This window comes from Vibrio sp. MMG023, assembly GCF_021654215.1.
In the GTDB taxonomy this organism is placed as follows: Bacteria; Pseudomonadota; Gammaproteobacteria; order Enterobacterales; family Vibrionaceae; genus Vibrio; species Vibrio jasicida.
Map to the genome: position 1 here is coordinate 299,161 of NZ_JAKFZP010000001.1, position 16,168 is coordinate 315,328.

At 45.8% G+C, this 16,168-nt stretch carries 14 protein-coding genes; 10 read left to right on the top strand and 4 right to left on the bottom strand.

Going from position 1 to position 16,168, the window contains the following annotated elements; all coding sequences use genetic code 11:
• Positions 1 to 10: 10 nt before the first annotated feature.
• Positions 11 to 3,169, bottom strand: a complete 3,159-nt coding sequence (locus L1076_RS01290; protein ID WP_237302961.1) for a glycosyl hydrolase family 18 protein — start codon at positions 3,167 to 3,169, stop codon at positions 11 to 13.
• Positions 3,170 to 3,447: 278 nt separating this feature from the next.
• Positions 3,448 to 4,329 carry an AraC family transcriptional regulator gene (locus tag L1076_RS01295; protein ID WP_038877948.1) on the bottom strand — a complete coding sequence of 294 codons (882 nt, stop codon included), beginning with the start codon at positions 4,327 to 4,329 and terminating at the stop codon, positions 3,448 to 3,450.
• A gap of 181 nt (positions 4,330 to 4,510) precedes the next feature.
• Here L1076_RS01295 and L1076_RS01300 point away from each other — a divergent pair, with 181 nt between their 5' ends.
• The 7 genes from L1076_RS01300 (at position 4,511) to L1076_RS01330 (ending at position 10,972) form a co-directional block, all read left to right on the top strand.
• Complete coding sequence (locus L1076_RS01300) at positions 4,511 to 5,659, top strand: iron-containing alcohol dehydrogenase (RefSeq protein ID WP_038870824.1); 1,149 nt, start codon at positions 4,511 to 4,513, stop codon at positions 5,657 to 5,659.
• A 265-nt stretch (positions 5,660 to 5,924) separates the two neighbouring features.
• Positions 5,925 to 6,563 (top strand): lysoplasmalogenase, encoded by a 639-nt coding sequence (locus L1076_RS01305; protein WP_038877952.1) that lies wholly within the window; start codon positions 5,925 to 5,927, stop codon positions 6,561 to 6,563.
• A 135-nt stretch (positions 6,564 to 6,698) separates the two neighbouring features.
• On the top strand, positions 6,699 to 7,433 hold the full coding sequence (locus tag L1076_RS01310) for an amino acid ABC transporter ATP-binding protein (protein ID WP_038870914.1): 735 nt from the start codon (positions 6,699 to 6,701) through the stop codon (positions 7,431 to 7,433).
• A gap of 4 nt (positions 7,434 to 7,437) precedes the next feature.
• Entirely contained in the window at positions 7,438 to 8,235 is a 798-nt protein-coding gene (locus L1076_RS01315; protein ID WP_038877954.1) for an amino acid ABC transporter permease, read from the top strand.
• 9 nt (positions 8,236 to 8,244) lie between these two features.
• Positions 8,245 to 9,063 carry a transporter substrate-binding domain-containing protein gene (locus L1076_RS01320; protein WP_237302962.1) on the top strand — a complete coding sequence of 273 codons (819 nt, stop codon included), beginning with the start codon at positions 8,245 to 8,247 and terminating at the stop codon, positions 9,061 to 9,063.
• 76 nt (positions 9,064 to 9,139) lie between these two features.
• On the top strand, positions 9,140 to 10,060 hold the full coding sequence (locus tag L1076_RS01325; RefSeq protein ID WP_039976780.1) for an amino acid ABC transporter permease: 921 nt from the start codon (positions 9,140 to 9,142) through the stop codon (positions 10,058 to 10,060).
• Between the two features lie 93 nt (positions 10,061 to 10,153).
• A complete protein-coding gene (locus L1076_RS01330) occupies positions 10,154 to 10,972 on the top strand; it encodes an EAL domain-containing protein (protein ID WP_237302963.1) in 819 nt (272 codons plus the stop codon).
• A gap of 107 nt (positions 10,973 to 11,079) precedes the next feature.
• Here L1076_RS01330 and L1076_RS01335 read toward each other — a convergent pair whose 3' ends face one another.
• Positions 11,080 to 11,619 (bottom strand): RNA-binding S4 domain-containing protein, encoded by a 540-nt coding sequence (locus L1076_RS01335; protein ID WP_038870841.1) that lies wholly within the window; start codon positions 11,617 to 11,619, stop codon positions 11,080 to 11,082.
• 126 nt (positions 11,620 to 11,745) lie between these two features.
• Between L1076_RS01335 and L1076_RS01340 the strand changes: the two genes are divergently transcribed.
• Positions 11,746 to 12,699: an endonuclease/exonuclease/phosphatase family protein gene (locus tag L1076_RS01340; protein WP_237302964.1), complete on the top strand. Its 954-nt coding sequence runs from the start codon at positions 11,746 to 11,748 to the stop codon at positions 12,697 to 12,699.
• Here L1076_RS01340 and cra read toward each other — a convergent pair.
• Positions 12,689 to 13,684: a catabolite repressor/activator gene (gene cra / locus L1076_RS01345; RefSeq protein ID WP_237302965.1), complete on the bottom strand. Its 996-nt coding sequence runs from the start codon at positions 13,682 to 13,684 to the stop codon at positions 12,689 to 12,691. The two genes, L1076_RS01340 and cra, sit on opposite strands and share 11 nt — an antisense overlap.
• Positions 13,685 to 14,048: 364 nt before the next feature.
• Here cra and fruB point away from each other — a divergent pair, with 364 nt between their 5' ends.
• Positions 14,049 to 15,182 carry a fused PTS fructose transporter subunit IIA/HPr protein gene (gene fruB, locus L1076_RS01350; protein ID WP_237302966.1) on the top strand — a complete coding sequence of 378 codons (1,134 nt, stop codon included), beginning with the start codon at positions 14,049 to 14,051 and terminating at the stop codon, positions 15,180 to 15,182.
• An 11-nt stretch (positions 15,183 to 15,193) separates the two neighbouring features.
• Positions 15,194 to 16,168: a 1-phosphofructokinase gene (pfkB, locus tag L1076_RS01355; RefSeq protein ID WP_237302967.1), complete on the top strand. Its 975-nt coding sequence runs from the start codon at positions 15,194 to 15,196 to the stop codon at positions 16,166 to 16,168.

The window sequence follows — 16,168 nt, forward strand, 5'->3', positions numbered from 1 at the left end:
TTAAAACGGATTAGATGTTACATACTGTCGCCCAGCTACCATCGCTACCCGGCTCAGATGCTGTCCACCAATTTGCTTGGTACACCACACCATTGTGAATCACTTTATCACCTTGGTTAGCGTGGCTTGGGTTACCTTGCCAATCTGTTTGTGGAAGATCAGGGTAAGTAACTAGACCCGCAGTGTCACAAGTACCCGGCTCAGTACCACCGCCGCCAGTACCAGAGTTTAGGTCACCAATTGGTAGGTCTGGTTGCTCAAACTTAAACGCAAACTCTTTACCGCCAGAAATCACCGTATAGTTAGCTGGGCCAGAGATTGGTAAGTAGTAAACCATATCAAGCTCGTAAGTGCCGCCCGCAGGTAGGTCTTTCCATGCTGGTAGCGAGAAAGATACGCGGTGCATTACACCATCCAAACCACCAATGTTGTTCGCACGAGTATGGCCAGAAGCAATCACACTTAGACCGCCACCAGACTGATCTTTCGCGTTATCCGGAGCAGATACAGGAATATCGAATTGGAATTCCGTACCACCAGGGATAGCTTGACCCGTGTTGTTGGTGAACGTGATCTTAGGGTTGATTGGGTAGTTTTGGTCACCAACTTTGAAACCACCAACACTAACTGCAATGTCTACTGCTTCGGTTGGGATTGCACCAGTTGCGATCTTGTTACCGTAAGGCGTTGCAGACTTAAACTTGTCGTAAATCGCTTTAGTCATAGTGTTACCCATGTGGTACTCACCGTTGCCCGCCGCACAAGCCTGTTCTGTAGCGTCGATTGCAGTACGGTTGCCATTTGCGTCTAGTACATAACAGTTGTAGTCACCTGCCAGTTCCCAGAACATAATGCCACCGATTTCTTTGTCGATAACGTAGTCCGCTTTCACTTGTACAGACGCTTTATCTTCTGTCGATAGGAAAACGCTCTTCTCAGCATTCCATAGCCATGGTGCAACCGCAACATCATCATAGTGACGAGTGTAAGAACCAACAAACTTGTCCGTTGGATCGTTCACAGGGTCTAGGCCGTAAGCTTGAGCGTAAGAACCCCAAATACCTTTCTCTAGGTTCTTCGCATGCCACATTGGGTTAGAACCTGCACCCATTTCGTTGCCTTTAGGGTCAGTGTCATGCCACATGTTATCGATACCGATAGCGCCGTGACCACAATTGTTCTTCTCACCTTCACCAGTGCCAGGAGCACATTCAGATTGGTTAGGAAGTGCTGCTCGGCCCCATAGGCCATTATCACCACCTGTTACACCTTGCCAACCACGAGTGTAGTAAGGAACACCGATGTTAATTCGACCTGCTGGCATAGAACCACGGAAGTAGTGATACGCCCAGTCAGTATTCAAGTAGCCGATACCACCGTATGCCGCCGTGCCGTATACGTTCCACTGTGCCAACTCAGAATCTTTACCAGTGTCGTACAAGGCAGCGTTGTGACCAACGTGATCATTCCAAGCACCGTGCAAGTCGTAGGTCATGATGTTTACGTAATCGAGGTACTTAGTAACGTCGAACGTTTCCATACCACGCAGTAAGTAACCAGAAGAAGGCGCCGCGATTGTTAGCATGTAGTGGATGCCGTCTTGCGAAGAAGCCGCATCTAGTTTCTCACGTAGAACTTTCATCAGCTCTTGGTAAGATGCCCATAAGTAAGCACGACGTGGTTCCATGAAGTCTTTATCGTAAGGGTTACCAGCACCCGCCATTGACGTTGGGTACTCGTAGTCGATATCTAGACCGTCAAACTTGTAGGTACGCATCATTTCAACGGCAGACGTTGCAAACTTCTCGATACCAGCATGGTTGATAGAGCCATCAGCATTGGTCGTCATGGTGTAGAAACCACCGTCAGCAACACGATTACCATCAGCACCGAAGTGACCGCCGGTTTCAGCCCAACCACCAATTGAAATTAGCGTCTTAACATCGTGTTTTTGCTTATAAGTTGCAAGTGCACCGAAGTGACCTTTAAAGCCCAGTGCTGGGTCAACTTCAACACCTGGCCATGTTTTACCTGTTGCTGGGTTAGTTGGATCTGTTACATCGCCCACATTCACTTTACCGTCTGAGCCAATGCTCACGAACGCGTAATTAATGTGTGTTAGCTGATCCCAAGGAATGTCTTTCACTAAGTATGCAGCTTGCGGGTCATCCCCACTACGCCAGCTTGTGAAGTAACCGATAACACGACGCGGGTGATCTGTACCCATTAGTTCACGACCATCTTCATCGTAAATAGTACAGTAAGGAACGTCGACACCTGCCGTTTGATACAGACCATCTGGACGACAGTTTGAAGTAACCGCACCGCCATTAACCACTAACGATACAAGAGAAGAGTCTGTTGTCGCACCAGCATCGTCTGTCGCTTTCGCGTAAATTGAGACGTTGCCTGCCGTTGCTGCAGTAAAGTCAACCGAATAAGGAGCAGCAGTTGCTGTACCAATCAGCGTACCTGCTGCGAAGAATTCCACTTTCGCAACCGCACCGTCAGCATCAGCTGCGTTTGCAGTCACCGTTACCGTACCACCAAGATCCACAGTCGTTGCAGAGAGCGCTACGTCAACGGTTGGTGCTTCATTACCAGGCTGACCGGCGTTAACAGTAAGGGTTACAGCACTTGCCGCACTCACTGCGTTTTTATCATCGTAAGCTTTCGTTGAGAATTCATGCGCGCCTTCAGTCGCCGTCCATGATGCTGTGAAAGGTGCTGCAGTTGACGTACCCACTAGAGCGCCATCAACAAAGAATTCAACTTTACTGATGGTTCCATCCGTATCTGCCGCATCCGCAGCAAGAGTAACAACATCACCTGCTGTAATTGAAGCCGACGCAGAAGGTGAAGTTAATGAAACTGTCGGAACTTCATTCACTGGTGGGTCAATTGGGCCACCATCACAAGCGCCAAGGTTTTCCCACTCCCCCCATTGACCGGACTGTGCAGGGTTGTTGTTTTGCGTCCAGTAGCGCGCTTTGTATGCGCTGTTTTCGTGTTGAACTTGGTCACCGCCGTTGTAAACCTTTGACGAATCCCAAGCCGCTAACGGCGTACAATCAACGGCTGCATAGCTGTTGAAGGCCATTAGACAAGATGCAGTTAACGTACTGAGTGTAAATACACTCTTTACTGCTTTCCCGTTTCTAAGGTGCATATTGCTCTTCCTTAAGTTATTGTTAGTACAATACAAAATACGCTTTAAATACTGCGCATCATTACTTTTGTTTCGACGTAAAATAACTTAAGTACAAGTACAGAGTTTCACACTAAGAATTTATAGATTTTCAGCAACACCTCTCAAGAATCCACTAAAACCTTGCAACGAATGACATCTTATTTTGCACCGATAACTAATTTTATTACTCAAATAAATATATCGATCGCAAATAATTAAAAAACACAAAAAAAGTCCTAATTTTGAAATAAAGATCACTAAGCCTTTGTTGATCTTGGCGTTTCGTTAAAGTGCCGCTTGTACTCACGACTAAACTGAGAAGGACTGCTATAGCCCACTTGTCTCGCGGCGTCATTCACTCTTCTTCCTTCAAGCTGAATCAATTCACGAGCTTTATTCAAACGCACCTTTTTGATGTATTGCAACGGTGACTCCAAAGTCACACTCCTGAACGCTTGGTGAAACGCGGATACACTCATGTTCGCCTCTTCAGCCAACGTTTGTACATTGAGTTGTTCATGGTATTCCTGATGAACGCGGTTTAATGCTTTTGCAACCCTCGCATACGACCCCTCTTGATGTGCGAGCTCAAAAAGAACATGGCCGGATTCACTCACCAAAGTACGGTAGACGATCTCTTCTAGAAGCATGTCGCCAAGCATTGCGACTTCAAGATCGTTACACAATGCCGTCATTAGACGTTTGCACGCATCCAGCATTAGATCGTTCATACGAACCGATTTCAACCCACAACGAGCAGCGTCCTCACAAGTATTACTGAAGTGTTGCGACTCCAGTTTTTTGACCAACTTTTGAAGCATGGCGGGAGAAATATCAATGGAAATACCCAACAAAGGCTCGTCGTTAACAGAAATTGCTTCGCACTCAAGTGGCATAGGCACCCCTACAACCAAATAATCGTCAGGGCCATAACGTACCGGCGTTTGGCCAATATGAATATTCTTGTAACCTTGCCCTAAAACAATAATCCCTGATTGATAAACAAAAGGTTGACGATTATTGCCTTTGCTACTGCGATAAAACCACACACCATCAATGGCGGTTTCTTTAATGCCTTCTAAATCATCTAAACCATATTTAGTGGCGTACTGCTGCATGATCTCAGCAAGTGTCTTCATCTTGTCACTCCAATAGTTATGCACGCACTATACTTGGAGTTCCGATTACAGTTCCAGCACAAGAACGGTATATTTGTAGAAATAGGCAATAAATTTGCAGAAATCGGTCTACTCAGGGCCATTAACGCATACTAATATGCATGTATTAACCATCCTCACATTGGAAGCAAGAGGTCTAATAATGAACTTTTCATACGTCAACCCTACTCAAATCTTCTTTGGCCAAGGCCAAATTGCCGCAATCAAAGATGCAATCCCTGCAGACCAAAAAGTACTGGTTATCTACGGTGGCGGTTCTATTAAAAAGAACGGCGTGTACGACCAGGTTGCACAAGCACTTGAAGGTCGTGAGTGGCTTGAATTCTCTGGCGTAGAGCCAAACCCAACGAAAGAAACCTTGGATAAAGCGGTAGCGACCGTTAAAGAGCAGAATGTTGATTTTATTCTTGCTGTTGGTGGTGGCTCTGTAATTGATGGTTCTAAATATGTTGCAGCAGCGGCTAAGTACGATGGTGATGGCTGGGACATCATGGTAGGTAAACACCAAGTAACAGAAGCAACACCACTCGCAGCCATTTTGACACTGCCTGCAACAGGTTCCGAGTCAAACATGGGCGCGGTAATCACGAAGAAAGAAACGCAAGATAAATTGGCGTTCTTAGCACCTGCAGTTCAACCGAAGTTTGCAGTTCTTGACCCAGACGTAATGAAGACCCTACCAGAGCGTCAGCTTATCAACGGTCTTGTGGATGCATGGGTTCACGTTTGTGAGCAATACCTAACATTACCGACAGGCGCAATGGTTCAAGACGGCTATGCAGAAGCGCTACTTAAAAACCTAAAAGTACTCGGCGATCAGTTCGCAGAACGTGATAACGACCAATGGCGTGCGAACCTAATGTGGACAGCAAACCAAGCATTGAACGGCCTTATTGGTAGTGGCGTTCCACAAGACTGGGCGACTCATATGATTGGTCACGAACTAACTGCGCTTTGGCACGTAGACCACGCACGCTCACTAGCGATCATCCAACCATCGCTACTTCGTAACCAAATGCAGTTCAAACGCCCTAAGCTTGAGCAAATGGGTCGTAACGTATTTGGCTTATCAGAAAGTGAAGATTTGGCAGAACGCACGATTCAAGCCATCGAAGCTTTCTATCATCAGCTAGACGTAGCAACTCAACTTGAAGGTTACGGTGATGATCGTGAAGCCGCTATTGACTCAGTAATTGCACAGCTATCAAAGCACGGCATGACCGTTCTTGGCGAGAACCAAGCGATTGACCTAGAAAACAGCCGTAAGATCCTAGATCTCGCCGTAGCATAACGACCTGATCTATCAAATTTCTGCCTTTTTTAACGGTATTGTGTCCGCGCAGACACAATACCGTTTTTTTATGGTAATTTAGCCGCACACTGACAAATCGATATAAATTGAACTTTTCTGCTAAAAAAATAACAAATAGGCGATAGTTCGATGTTGTTATGTAAGCCGATGACCAAAAACAAACCAAGTGCTTACTAGTCGATGTGTCCATTTTTTGCTTGCTCATAAAAATGAGCGTTTAGTCGTCTATTCAAGAGTTAATCGTATGTGGCTGATTGTCGTAGCTTGCGCGCTCATACATATCATCAGTATCAAGACTGGCCCTAAGTGGTTATTCTTTTTGACCAAACCGCTCCCCATCACAGCAATGATTGGGATGCTAATGCTGTCTCCGGCAAGCCACCTCCCCTACACCCAGTGGATCATTGGCGGTCTCTCATTGTCACTCATGGGTGACCTTATCTTAATGCACCCAAAAGACAAATTTGTTGCGGGCATTAAACTGTTTTGTCTTGCCCAAATTAGTTACGCTTTGGGCTTCATCAATATGGCAGCATGGCACTTCACACCTTGGTTGCCATTTGCCGTATTTGGCGTAGGCGTCTGTGCCTATTTCTTCTTTAAACCCGATTTGGGGAAAGAAAAGTGGTCGGTAGCTAGCTATATCTTTGTTTTGATGACAATGCTATGGATGGCGATGGAGTACTACGCCAGTGGAAAGACCCAATCATCGGCCTTCGCGGTTCTCGGCAGTTTCATCTTCACTATGTCCGGAGTTGTCCTTGCCTTCGAACGATTTGGCAGTACATCGGTATTTTCGCGCCAAGTGGTGATGACAACCTACTACTCTGCACAGTTTCTTATCACGATGTCTGTCTTCGCAATTGTGATCCGTTTTCTCTAAAACTGACTACATTATTGATTAGTTTTATCACGAGTTATTTGCTCACCAGTTGGACAGTTTATGCTTGATTAACAGGTGCAATACGGTTAATAACTTGTTATTGTAGAAAGAAATTTATTCTAAAAGTTGGCAGCCTTGAAAGAGAAAAATATCGTTGTTGAGTTCAGCGGCGTAAACAAGTGGTATGGTGAATATCACGCCCTCAAAGACATTAATTTTTCAGTACATACCGGTGAAATCGTTGTTGTTTGCGGCCCTTCTGGCTCAGGAAAATCCACGCTAATCCGTTGCATCAACCACTTAGAATCCATCCAAGAAGGTGAGCTCAGCGTCTTCGAACACCCTGCCAATTCTAAAGCACAAAAACCGGGTAAAGTCGGCATGGTATTTCAGCACTTTCACCTGTTTCCACATCTCACGGTGTTAGAAAACCTCACTCTTGCCCCTATCCGCACGCTAAAGCTTTCTAAGCAAGAAGCGGAAAAACGTGCAATTCATTATCTCAAGCGCGTTAACATCGAAGAACAAGCCAACAAATACCCGATCCAACTGTCCGGTGGTCAACAGCAGCGTGTGGCTATCGCACGCTCGCTCTGTATGGAACCAGATTTACTGCTGTTTGACGAGCCGACTTCGGCGCTCGATCCTGAAATGATCAACGAAGTGTTGGACGTGATGGTGGAGTTAGCACAAAGTGGCATGACCATGATTTGTGTAACGCACGAAATGGGATTCGCCAAAAAGGTCGCCAATCGAGTGGTCTTTATGGATGAAGGTGAAATCATCGAGATGAACTCCCCTGTGGCACTTTTTGAAACACCGCAGCACCCTCGGACGCAGGCATTCTTAAATCAGATTCTGAGTTACTAAATACATGGTCTATAGAATCTTCAAACCTGTCCTTCAAGCGTTACTACAAATCACTGTCCTTCTCATCGCTATCGCATGGGTATTAGATTCTGGTGCTCAAGCAATGGGGTATCAATGGCAGTGGGAACGTGTACCTGACTATATCGCCTTCTACGAAGATGGTGAGTGGTGGCCGGCAGAATTAATCGAAGGACTTATCGTCACGCTAAAGATTTCTGCGATTAGTCTATTCTTCACTTTAGTGATTGGATTGGTGACTGCGCTTTTAAGGCTTAGCGATTCCAAAGTTGGTAATGCGATTGGAACGACGTATGTCGAACTTATTCGTAATACGCCGCTACTGGTACAGATTTATCTACTCTACTTCGTCTTTGGTCCTGTCATTGGCTTGGATAGATTCAGCACCGCAGTCCTCGCATTGTCTTTATTCCAAGGAGCCTATACCGCCGAGATCTTCCGTGCTGGCTTAAACAGCATTCCAAAAGGTCAGTTTGAAGCGGCGAAGACATTAGGTTTATCGCCTTTCTTCGCCTACAAAGACGTCATACTTCCGCAAGTGTTGCAACGCACCTTGCCACCTTTGACGAATGAAGTGGTTTCTCTTATTAAAAACTCTTCAATTGTCAGCGTCATGGCAATCTTTGACTTAACGACCGAAGCGAGAAACATCGTATCGGAAACGGCCATGCCGTTTGAAATCTGGTTTAGCGTAGCAGCAATCTACCTTGCTCTTACACTATCACTTTCTGGCCTATCCGCTTGGCTAGAACACAAACTAGGAGCCAGTTGGCGCAAATTATAAGGAGATAACATGAAGTTATTCAAAGCGACCATTACTGCACTATTGGGGCTTGCGATTGCTTTGCCTTCGCTTGCAAAAGAAGAAGCCGCGACCCCAAATGTTGATCAAATCAAAGACCGCAGCACGCTTCGCGTTGGTATGTCAACATTTGTGCCTTGGGCAATGCGTAACAAACAAGGTGAGTTAATTGGTTTTGAAATCGATGTAGCGAAACGCCTAGCCGCAGATTCAGGCTTACAAGTTGAATTCGTACCGACAGCGTGGGACGGCATCATCCCAGCTCTTCTTGCTAAGAAGTTTGATGTAATCATTGGTGGCATGTCGATTACGCCAGAACGTTCAAAGAGCGTATTGTTCACAGAACCGTATTCACACTCAGGCGTTCAAGTAGCAGCAAACAAAGAGCTAGCTGCTGGCTTTAGTGAGTTTTCAGACTTTGACTCTCGCCGTATAAAAATTGCCGCTCGCCGAGGAGCATTCACAGTGCAAGTGGCACGTGAAACCTTCCCTAAAGCGAAGATCCTGCAATTCGATGACGATGCACAAGCATTCCAAGAAGTACTAAACGGCAACGCACACGCAGTAATTGCATCAAGCCCGAAACCGGAGCATGAAGCGATCAAACACGCAGATAAGCTGTTTATCCCATTTACTGAGCGCTTATCAAAAGGTAACGAAGCCTTTGCGGTTCGCTTAGGAGAAGAAGACAAAAAAGCCTTCTTTAACAAGTGGATTGAAGCTCGCACACAAGATGGTTGGTTAGATGAGCGCTACGAATACTGGTTCTCAACGCTAGATTGGCAGGACCAGGTGGCACAAGGTCAATAACCTTAATCATCGCACGAATTAACAACACCGACTCGTACTGCGGGTCGGTTTTCTTCTCTACTATCGGAGTCAAACTTTGAGCGGACAAACCACCACTCGCGTTGCACCAACCAAAGCAAAATCAGGCTTTTTCTTAAGTCGTTTTAACCTACTCGATTGGGTACTGCTTGCCATCTGCGCGTTGGCTGGGGTTTGGCTCTATCATCGTTCTACCGTTGGCGTAAACTACATCTGGCATTGGAAAGAAGCCATTGACCTCTTATTCACCCCAAGAGCTGACGGCGGCTTGCCGTATTTCTTCCAAGGCCTAATCTCAACGCTGCGCTTAAGCCTTTGGGGCATCACCTTTGCTCTCGTATTGGGCACGCTACTTGGTTTAGCTCGTTTCTCAGGCTCAGCTTGGTTGCGCACACCTGCCAACGCTTTTATTCAATTGGTACGAAACATTCCACCTTTGGTATTCGTATTCATCTTTTATTTTTTCATCTCGAACCAGTTAATCCCACTACTTGGGTTAGAAGATCTTCTCCGCAACTATCGCGGAGATACAAATGCACTACAGAACTTCTTATTTGGTCCACCAAACCTATGGGAAAACTTGGCCTCTGGTGTGCTTTGTGTCGGCTTACTGTCTTCGGCTTATATTGCTGAAGTGGTTCGCGCTGGTTTGCAAAGCGTGGATAAAGGCCAGTGGGAAGCTGCAGACTCACTCGGCTTATCTCGCTGGGTCAAATACCGTTTTGTAATTGCCCCACAAGTACTCAAAGCAATTACACCTGCCCTCGCAGGACAAACCATTTCATTAGTTAAAGACACCTCTATCGTTTCGCTGATCTCGATTCAAGAAATGACCTTTGTCGGCACAGAGATGGCCAATTCATCAGGCTACATTTTCGAAATTTGGTTAATCGTCGGCTTCGTTTACTTTCTGATTTGTTTCGGTCTATCAATGATTTTTAGATACATAGAGAAAAAATCGGAATCTATTTCAAATTAACTTAAAAGCCCTCATATTTAAGACTTTGTAAGCCTTCAAATCGGAACTCCATCCTGTTACAGTCATTGCCATGCTAGTTTTTTGGCGTTTTTCATGGAGTTAAAGCAGCAGTCCGACTACGAGCAGTACATAAGACAGGACAGTCTTGGTGAATACTATGTCGTGCTCAATCAATATACGTTTTACAGTGTTTATCAACCTATCTTCGATAAGCATAGAAACATAATCGGTATGGAAGCCCTACTCCGCATTCGTGGTGTAGACGGCGCTAACATTCGGCCAGACCTGTTCTTTGCTGATGCAAGTATTGATACCTACTTTCGTCTATGTATCGAGTTTTTATCTCGTGCTATTCATATTCGTAACTTTGCCAAGCACTTCGCAGGTTCAACAATTAAGTTATTTCTTAATGTCATGCCTCAAACGCTGCTTACCCTAACTAAAGATATGGGTTTCAAAGATAACGGCCTTCTGTACAAACGCTTAGAGGAGCTTGGAATGCACCCCTCTGACGTCGTATTTGAAGTAGTTGAAGAATCTTGTGGTGACACTGAGCTTTTGATACAAGCCGTCCAATTGATGAGGGCGAATGGCTTCTTGTTCGCTATTGACGACTTTGGCTCTCACCATTCAAACATGTCTCGCGTTAAACATCTTTGCCCCGACATCATCAAGATAGACCGTTCTTACCTTCTCGATTATTGTTCAGGTGATACGCTGGCGATTGCAAACGCAGTAGAACTGGCTGAAGAGATGAATGCGAAAGTCGTAATAGAAGGTGTAGAGGAAAACATTCAGCTTTCCGCCATGCAACGATTAGACTTAGATTATTACCAAGGTTTTTACCTCGGCAAGCCTAACGCAATCCACCATTGGACGAATCAGGTTAATAGTAATAAGCTTCTGCATTGAGCTCATACGAGCATCCTCGCCCACTCTACAAATAAAAAGCGCCGACTTAGTCACACTAAGTCGGCGCTTTTTAGTTATTCGAATCTATCGAATCAAACCAACATCAATTAAAAGAAGTCGATTGAGTTACGGCCGCTGTTCGGATCGCGAGTCGCTTTAGGCTTATCTTCTTTTTTGCCTTTCTTAGCCGATTGAGATAAGGCTTCTTTCTGTGCTTTACGCTCTTTGTGCGCGGCTTTACGGCCTGTTGATTTAGGCCCTTTAACGTTCGCTTTGTCGTTCTTTTTCGAACGAGACTTTTCTTTGCGAGCCGCTTGTGCTTCTTTCTTCGCCTTTTTCTCTGCTTTTTCTTCAGCAGATTCAGGTTCAGTTACTGGCGCGTCACAGACAACAACATAATATTCTTGGTTGAACTCGAAAAAATCACCATCGTACATTTTGCGACGCTTGCGCGTTTCTAATTCACCATTTACCGCAACGTAACCTTCTTCGATGATGTGTTTTGCTTCACCACCGCCACTCACCAAGTTTGCGATTTTAAAAAGCTTATACAGTTCAATTGGGTGCGCGTCGACGTCGATGCCAATCGCTTCGATTTCAATTTCTTCGCCTTCTAAATACTCTTCGTTTTCGTAATCTTGGGTCATGTTCGGTACTCATTAATCTTGATGAACGGAGTTTAAACGGAATGCGTACAAATAGAAACGTGATCTTCACTCATCTCTGCTATTTGGGTATATACTCACCCAATAACTCCTTGAACGAGCGTCATTTTGTCTAAAACGAGCCAAATCACCTTCGCCACGGCGAATCTATTTAACTTTATAGCCCCACCCAATGCCTATTATGATTTCGAGAACATCTACTCGACAGAACAATGGCAAGACAAACTCGCTTGGACAAAATCACAAATCGAAAAGCTCAATCCTGACATCATCGGCTTGCAAGAAGTGTTCAGCATTGAAGAAACCAAAAACTTCTTTGCTGAGATCGGTTACGAACACTTTGCCTGTGTCGATACGCCACATGTCGAAGGCAATTATATCTACTCGCGTCCTGTTGTCGCCGTCGCTTCGCGTTTTCCGATTGAACATTATGAAGCAGTTACGTTCGACAAAAAAACACTCGCGGCCTTTGGCGACCTCACCGCGCCCCCTTTCAGTCGAAAACCGGTTAGAGCGAGCATTGTGCATCCCGTTATCGGCCATATTACGGTTTATGTGACGCATTTAAAATCTCAACGCCCTGCGGACACAGATGCCCCCGAACAGGCAAGCAGACCGATTGCCCGATGGCTCTCAACTCAACAACGTGGCTGGGAAGCGGCAATGTTGCGTGATGCCATGCAAAAGCACTATGCGAGTAGCCCGATGCCAACGGTATTAATGGGTGACATGAACCAACCCATCACTGATGCCAGTGTGAACAAGGCGTTGGTTGAACAATATGGTGACAGCGTCACTGATTTGCGACTTAATGATGGTTGGGATTTACAAGTAACACCACTGCTGGACTCAAGGCCTGCAACCCATTATCACTTCGCAAAAGGTAATGTTTTGGATTACATACTGTTGTCGCAAGAGTTCGATTCTCATGAAGATGTATCAATAGCAGAAGTCACGAATTACCAAGTGCTGGATGCGCACCTAATCAATCCGTCTTTTGAGAGGGATAAAAACGCCAGCGACCACGCATTTGTGGCGCTGACGGTAGAAATTAAGCTTTAGTTTCGGTGTGGCGCTTTACAATCTTACGCGGAATCAACTCCACTCCTGCTTTATAGCGCTTAGCTGAAGCATTAAGCGCCAACTCCATTGCGCTGTCGGCGATCAGCTCAAACTGCTGTGGGAGCGAGTTGATTTTGATTGGAAGAAAATCGAGCAAGCGGTTATCACCAAAGGTGGCCAAACGTACTTTGCCCATCAACTCTGGCTTTTCTAACATCACATCCAATACGCCTTCTAATAAGGTGTAAGACATGGTCACCACAGCATCTGGCAGCTTGCCCTTTTCGATCCACCCTTCTAACACCTTCTTGCCTTCTTCACGAGAGAAGTGCTGACCATAACCTACTAATGCCTGGTTACCTTTTTGCTGGCAAGCCGAACGGAAACCGAGTTCACGCTCTTTAGAGACTTGCAGTTCTTCTAACGCACCAATCAAACCAATCGAATCGATCTCTGCAGACAATACCGATTCGGTTAGCTCAAACGCCGCATCAAAATCTTCACTGATCACACAACAGAAGTGCTCATCATCCATAGGGCGGTCAAGCGCAATAACTGGCGTACCGGAGTTTTGTAGTTTGAGATAATACTCGCTCGCTGCTGGCATACTGCTCGCGACGAATAGCGCATCAATACGACGACTCACGAGCGCCTCTGCAACCTTTTGCTCCGTCTGCGGATCATCATCAGAACAACCAATCAAAATTTGATAGCCCGCTTTACGCGAGTTCTGCTCAATCAGTTTTGCTAAACGTGCGTAACTGGTGTTCTCTAAATCTGGAATGATCAAACCAAACGAACGTGAGTTGCCCGCTCTTAAAGAAGATGCTGCGTGATCCGGTTTGTAATTGTACTGCTCAACCACCGCCATGACTTTCTTTTGAGTCTTTTCGCTGATGCGGTATTTCTGCGCTTTTCCGTTAATCACATAGCTTGCTGTGGTCTTCGAAACCCCAGCTAATTTTGCTATTTCATCCAGTGTCATATTCTAAGCCCTGTTCTGTGCGCGGGATCATATTAATACATCAACGATCCTTCGATAAGTTGAATTATATGCTGAACCGATTCAGTATAAAAGCTGAAAGGATTCAGCAAAACTTAAAAATTGACGAGAGTCACCAAAATCACGCAATACAGGCTCCCTTTGCTAGGCTTTAAAAGCATAAAGCCATGAGTGGTTAAGTTTCGATTTTAGAAACAGTTTCGCTGAGTGTTTTAAAAAATTTGACCAAAAGCTGAATCGATTCAGTTTCTTTTGTTAAGCAAAACAGATAAACGACGTTACGCAAACCAATCTCTGCGTAGCCAAGATGAATTAGAAATAGATACCTTAAGGCTGGAGAAGCACCATGCTTAAGCTAAGTAAGAGCGACATTACCCTATCTCAATCCGCTACAGATAAGTTTGAAGCGATCAAAAGCATCGCGAAAAGCCTGACAGACAAAGGTCTGGTTGAACAAGGCTATGTAGAAGGCATGCTAAACCGTGAAAACCAGAACTCTACGTTTCTAGGTAACGGTATCGCGATTCCACATGGCACGACTGACACGCGCTCAATGGTGAAAACCACGGGTGTTGCTGTTCACCACTTCCCAGAAGGCGTTGAATGGGGCGACGGCAACACAGTTTACGTTGCGATCGGTATTGCAGCGAAATCAGACGAGCACTTGGGCATTCTTAAGCAGCTAACAAAAGTACTGGGTGCGGATGGCGTTGAAGAGCGTCTACGTGATGCGAAAAACGAAGACGACATCATTGCCCTACTTCATGGCGACGTTCAGCTAGAAGCGGATTTCGATGCTTCTCTCATTCAACTGCTATTCCCAGCAAGCGACATGATTCAAATGAGCGCGGTTGCTGGCGGCCTACTTAAAAACACAGGTTGTGCAGGTACAGAGTTCGTTGCAGATCTAGTAACAAAAACGCCAACGCACCTTGGTCAAGGTCTATGGCTAGTAGGTAGTGATAAGCAAGTAACGCGCACCGGTGTTTCTTTTGTATCAACAGCAAATGATTGTGAATTCGAAGGCGAGAAAGTGCGTGCTCTAGTTGCATTTGCAGCTTGCAACAATGCTCACCAATCTATCCTAAGCACGATTTCAAAGCTTGTGTTTAACAACGAACACAGCAAATTACTTGATGCTTCTGCTGAACAGATCCTTGCGCTGTTCAAAGGCGAAGAAATGGCAACAGAAGCGGCTGAAGATGGCAACACAGCAATCTTCAAAATCAAAAACGCTCACGGCCTACACGCTCGTCCAGGCGCAATGCTAGTAGCAGAAGCGAAGAAATTCGAATCTACCATTCGTGTGGCAAACCTAGATGGCGACGGCAAAGCAGTGAACGCGAAGAGCCTAATGAAAGTTATCGCGCTAGGCGTGAAACACGGTCACCAGCTTCAATTCTCTGCTGAAGGTCCAGATGCTGCACAAGCACTTGAGTCAATCGGCAAAGCAATCGCATCTGGTCTTGGCGAAGGTTAAGGGGCGAGAGAATGACAGCATTGAAAACAAACAAAGTCGTTACCATCACGCTTAACCCTGCCCTTGACCTAACAGGTTCGCTGGACTCAATTAAAGTGGGTTCTGTCAGCCTAGTTGAAAAGAGCAACCTACACGCGGCAGGTAAAGGCGTAAACGTAGCGAAAGTGCTTAGTGACCTTGGTGCAGACGTAACAGTGACGGGCTTTCTTGGCAAAGACAACCCAGAGCTGTTCCACCAGCTATTTAGCGATATCAAGGTTAAAAACGAATTCGTCGAAGTAGAAGGCGCAACTCGCATCAACGTGAAATTGGTTGAAGCAGATGGCCAAGTGAGCGACATCAACTTCCCTGGCGTTCAAGTTACGGCAGAAGAAATCGCGCGCTTTGAAGAAACCCTATTCCGCCTTGCAGAAACACACGATTACTTTGTATTGGCAGGCAGCCTACCGGGCGGTGTTACTGCAGAGCAATGCGCGGCATGGATTGAGAAGCTGCATCAGAAAGGCAAGAAAGTCTTGTTCGATAGCAGCAAGGCGGCACTACGCGCAGGCATCGACGCCCATCCTTGGTTGATCAAACCAAACGACGAAGAGCTAAGTGACTTTGTCGGTGAGCACCTTTCAACGCCAGAACAATGCCAAGAAGCTGCGCAAACGCTAAGCGATAAAGGCATTGAGAACATCGTAGTTTCTATGGGAGCAGACGGCGTGATGTGGCTTAACCAAGGTGAATGGCTACGTGCTCAACCACCACGAATGAATGTAGTAAGCACTGTTGGCGCTGGCGATACGCTTGTTGCTGGCTTGTGCTGGGGTCACATGCAAGTGATGCCGAAAAACGATTTACTGCGCTTCGCTACCGCGCTTTCTGCCCTAGCAGTAAGCCAAGTTGGCGTTGGCCTAACCAGTCAGGAAGAACTGGAGAACATCAAGCTCCAAACGCAAGTAACCGAGCTTTACCCTAATACGAACTTAGACAAAAACTAA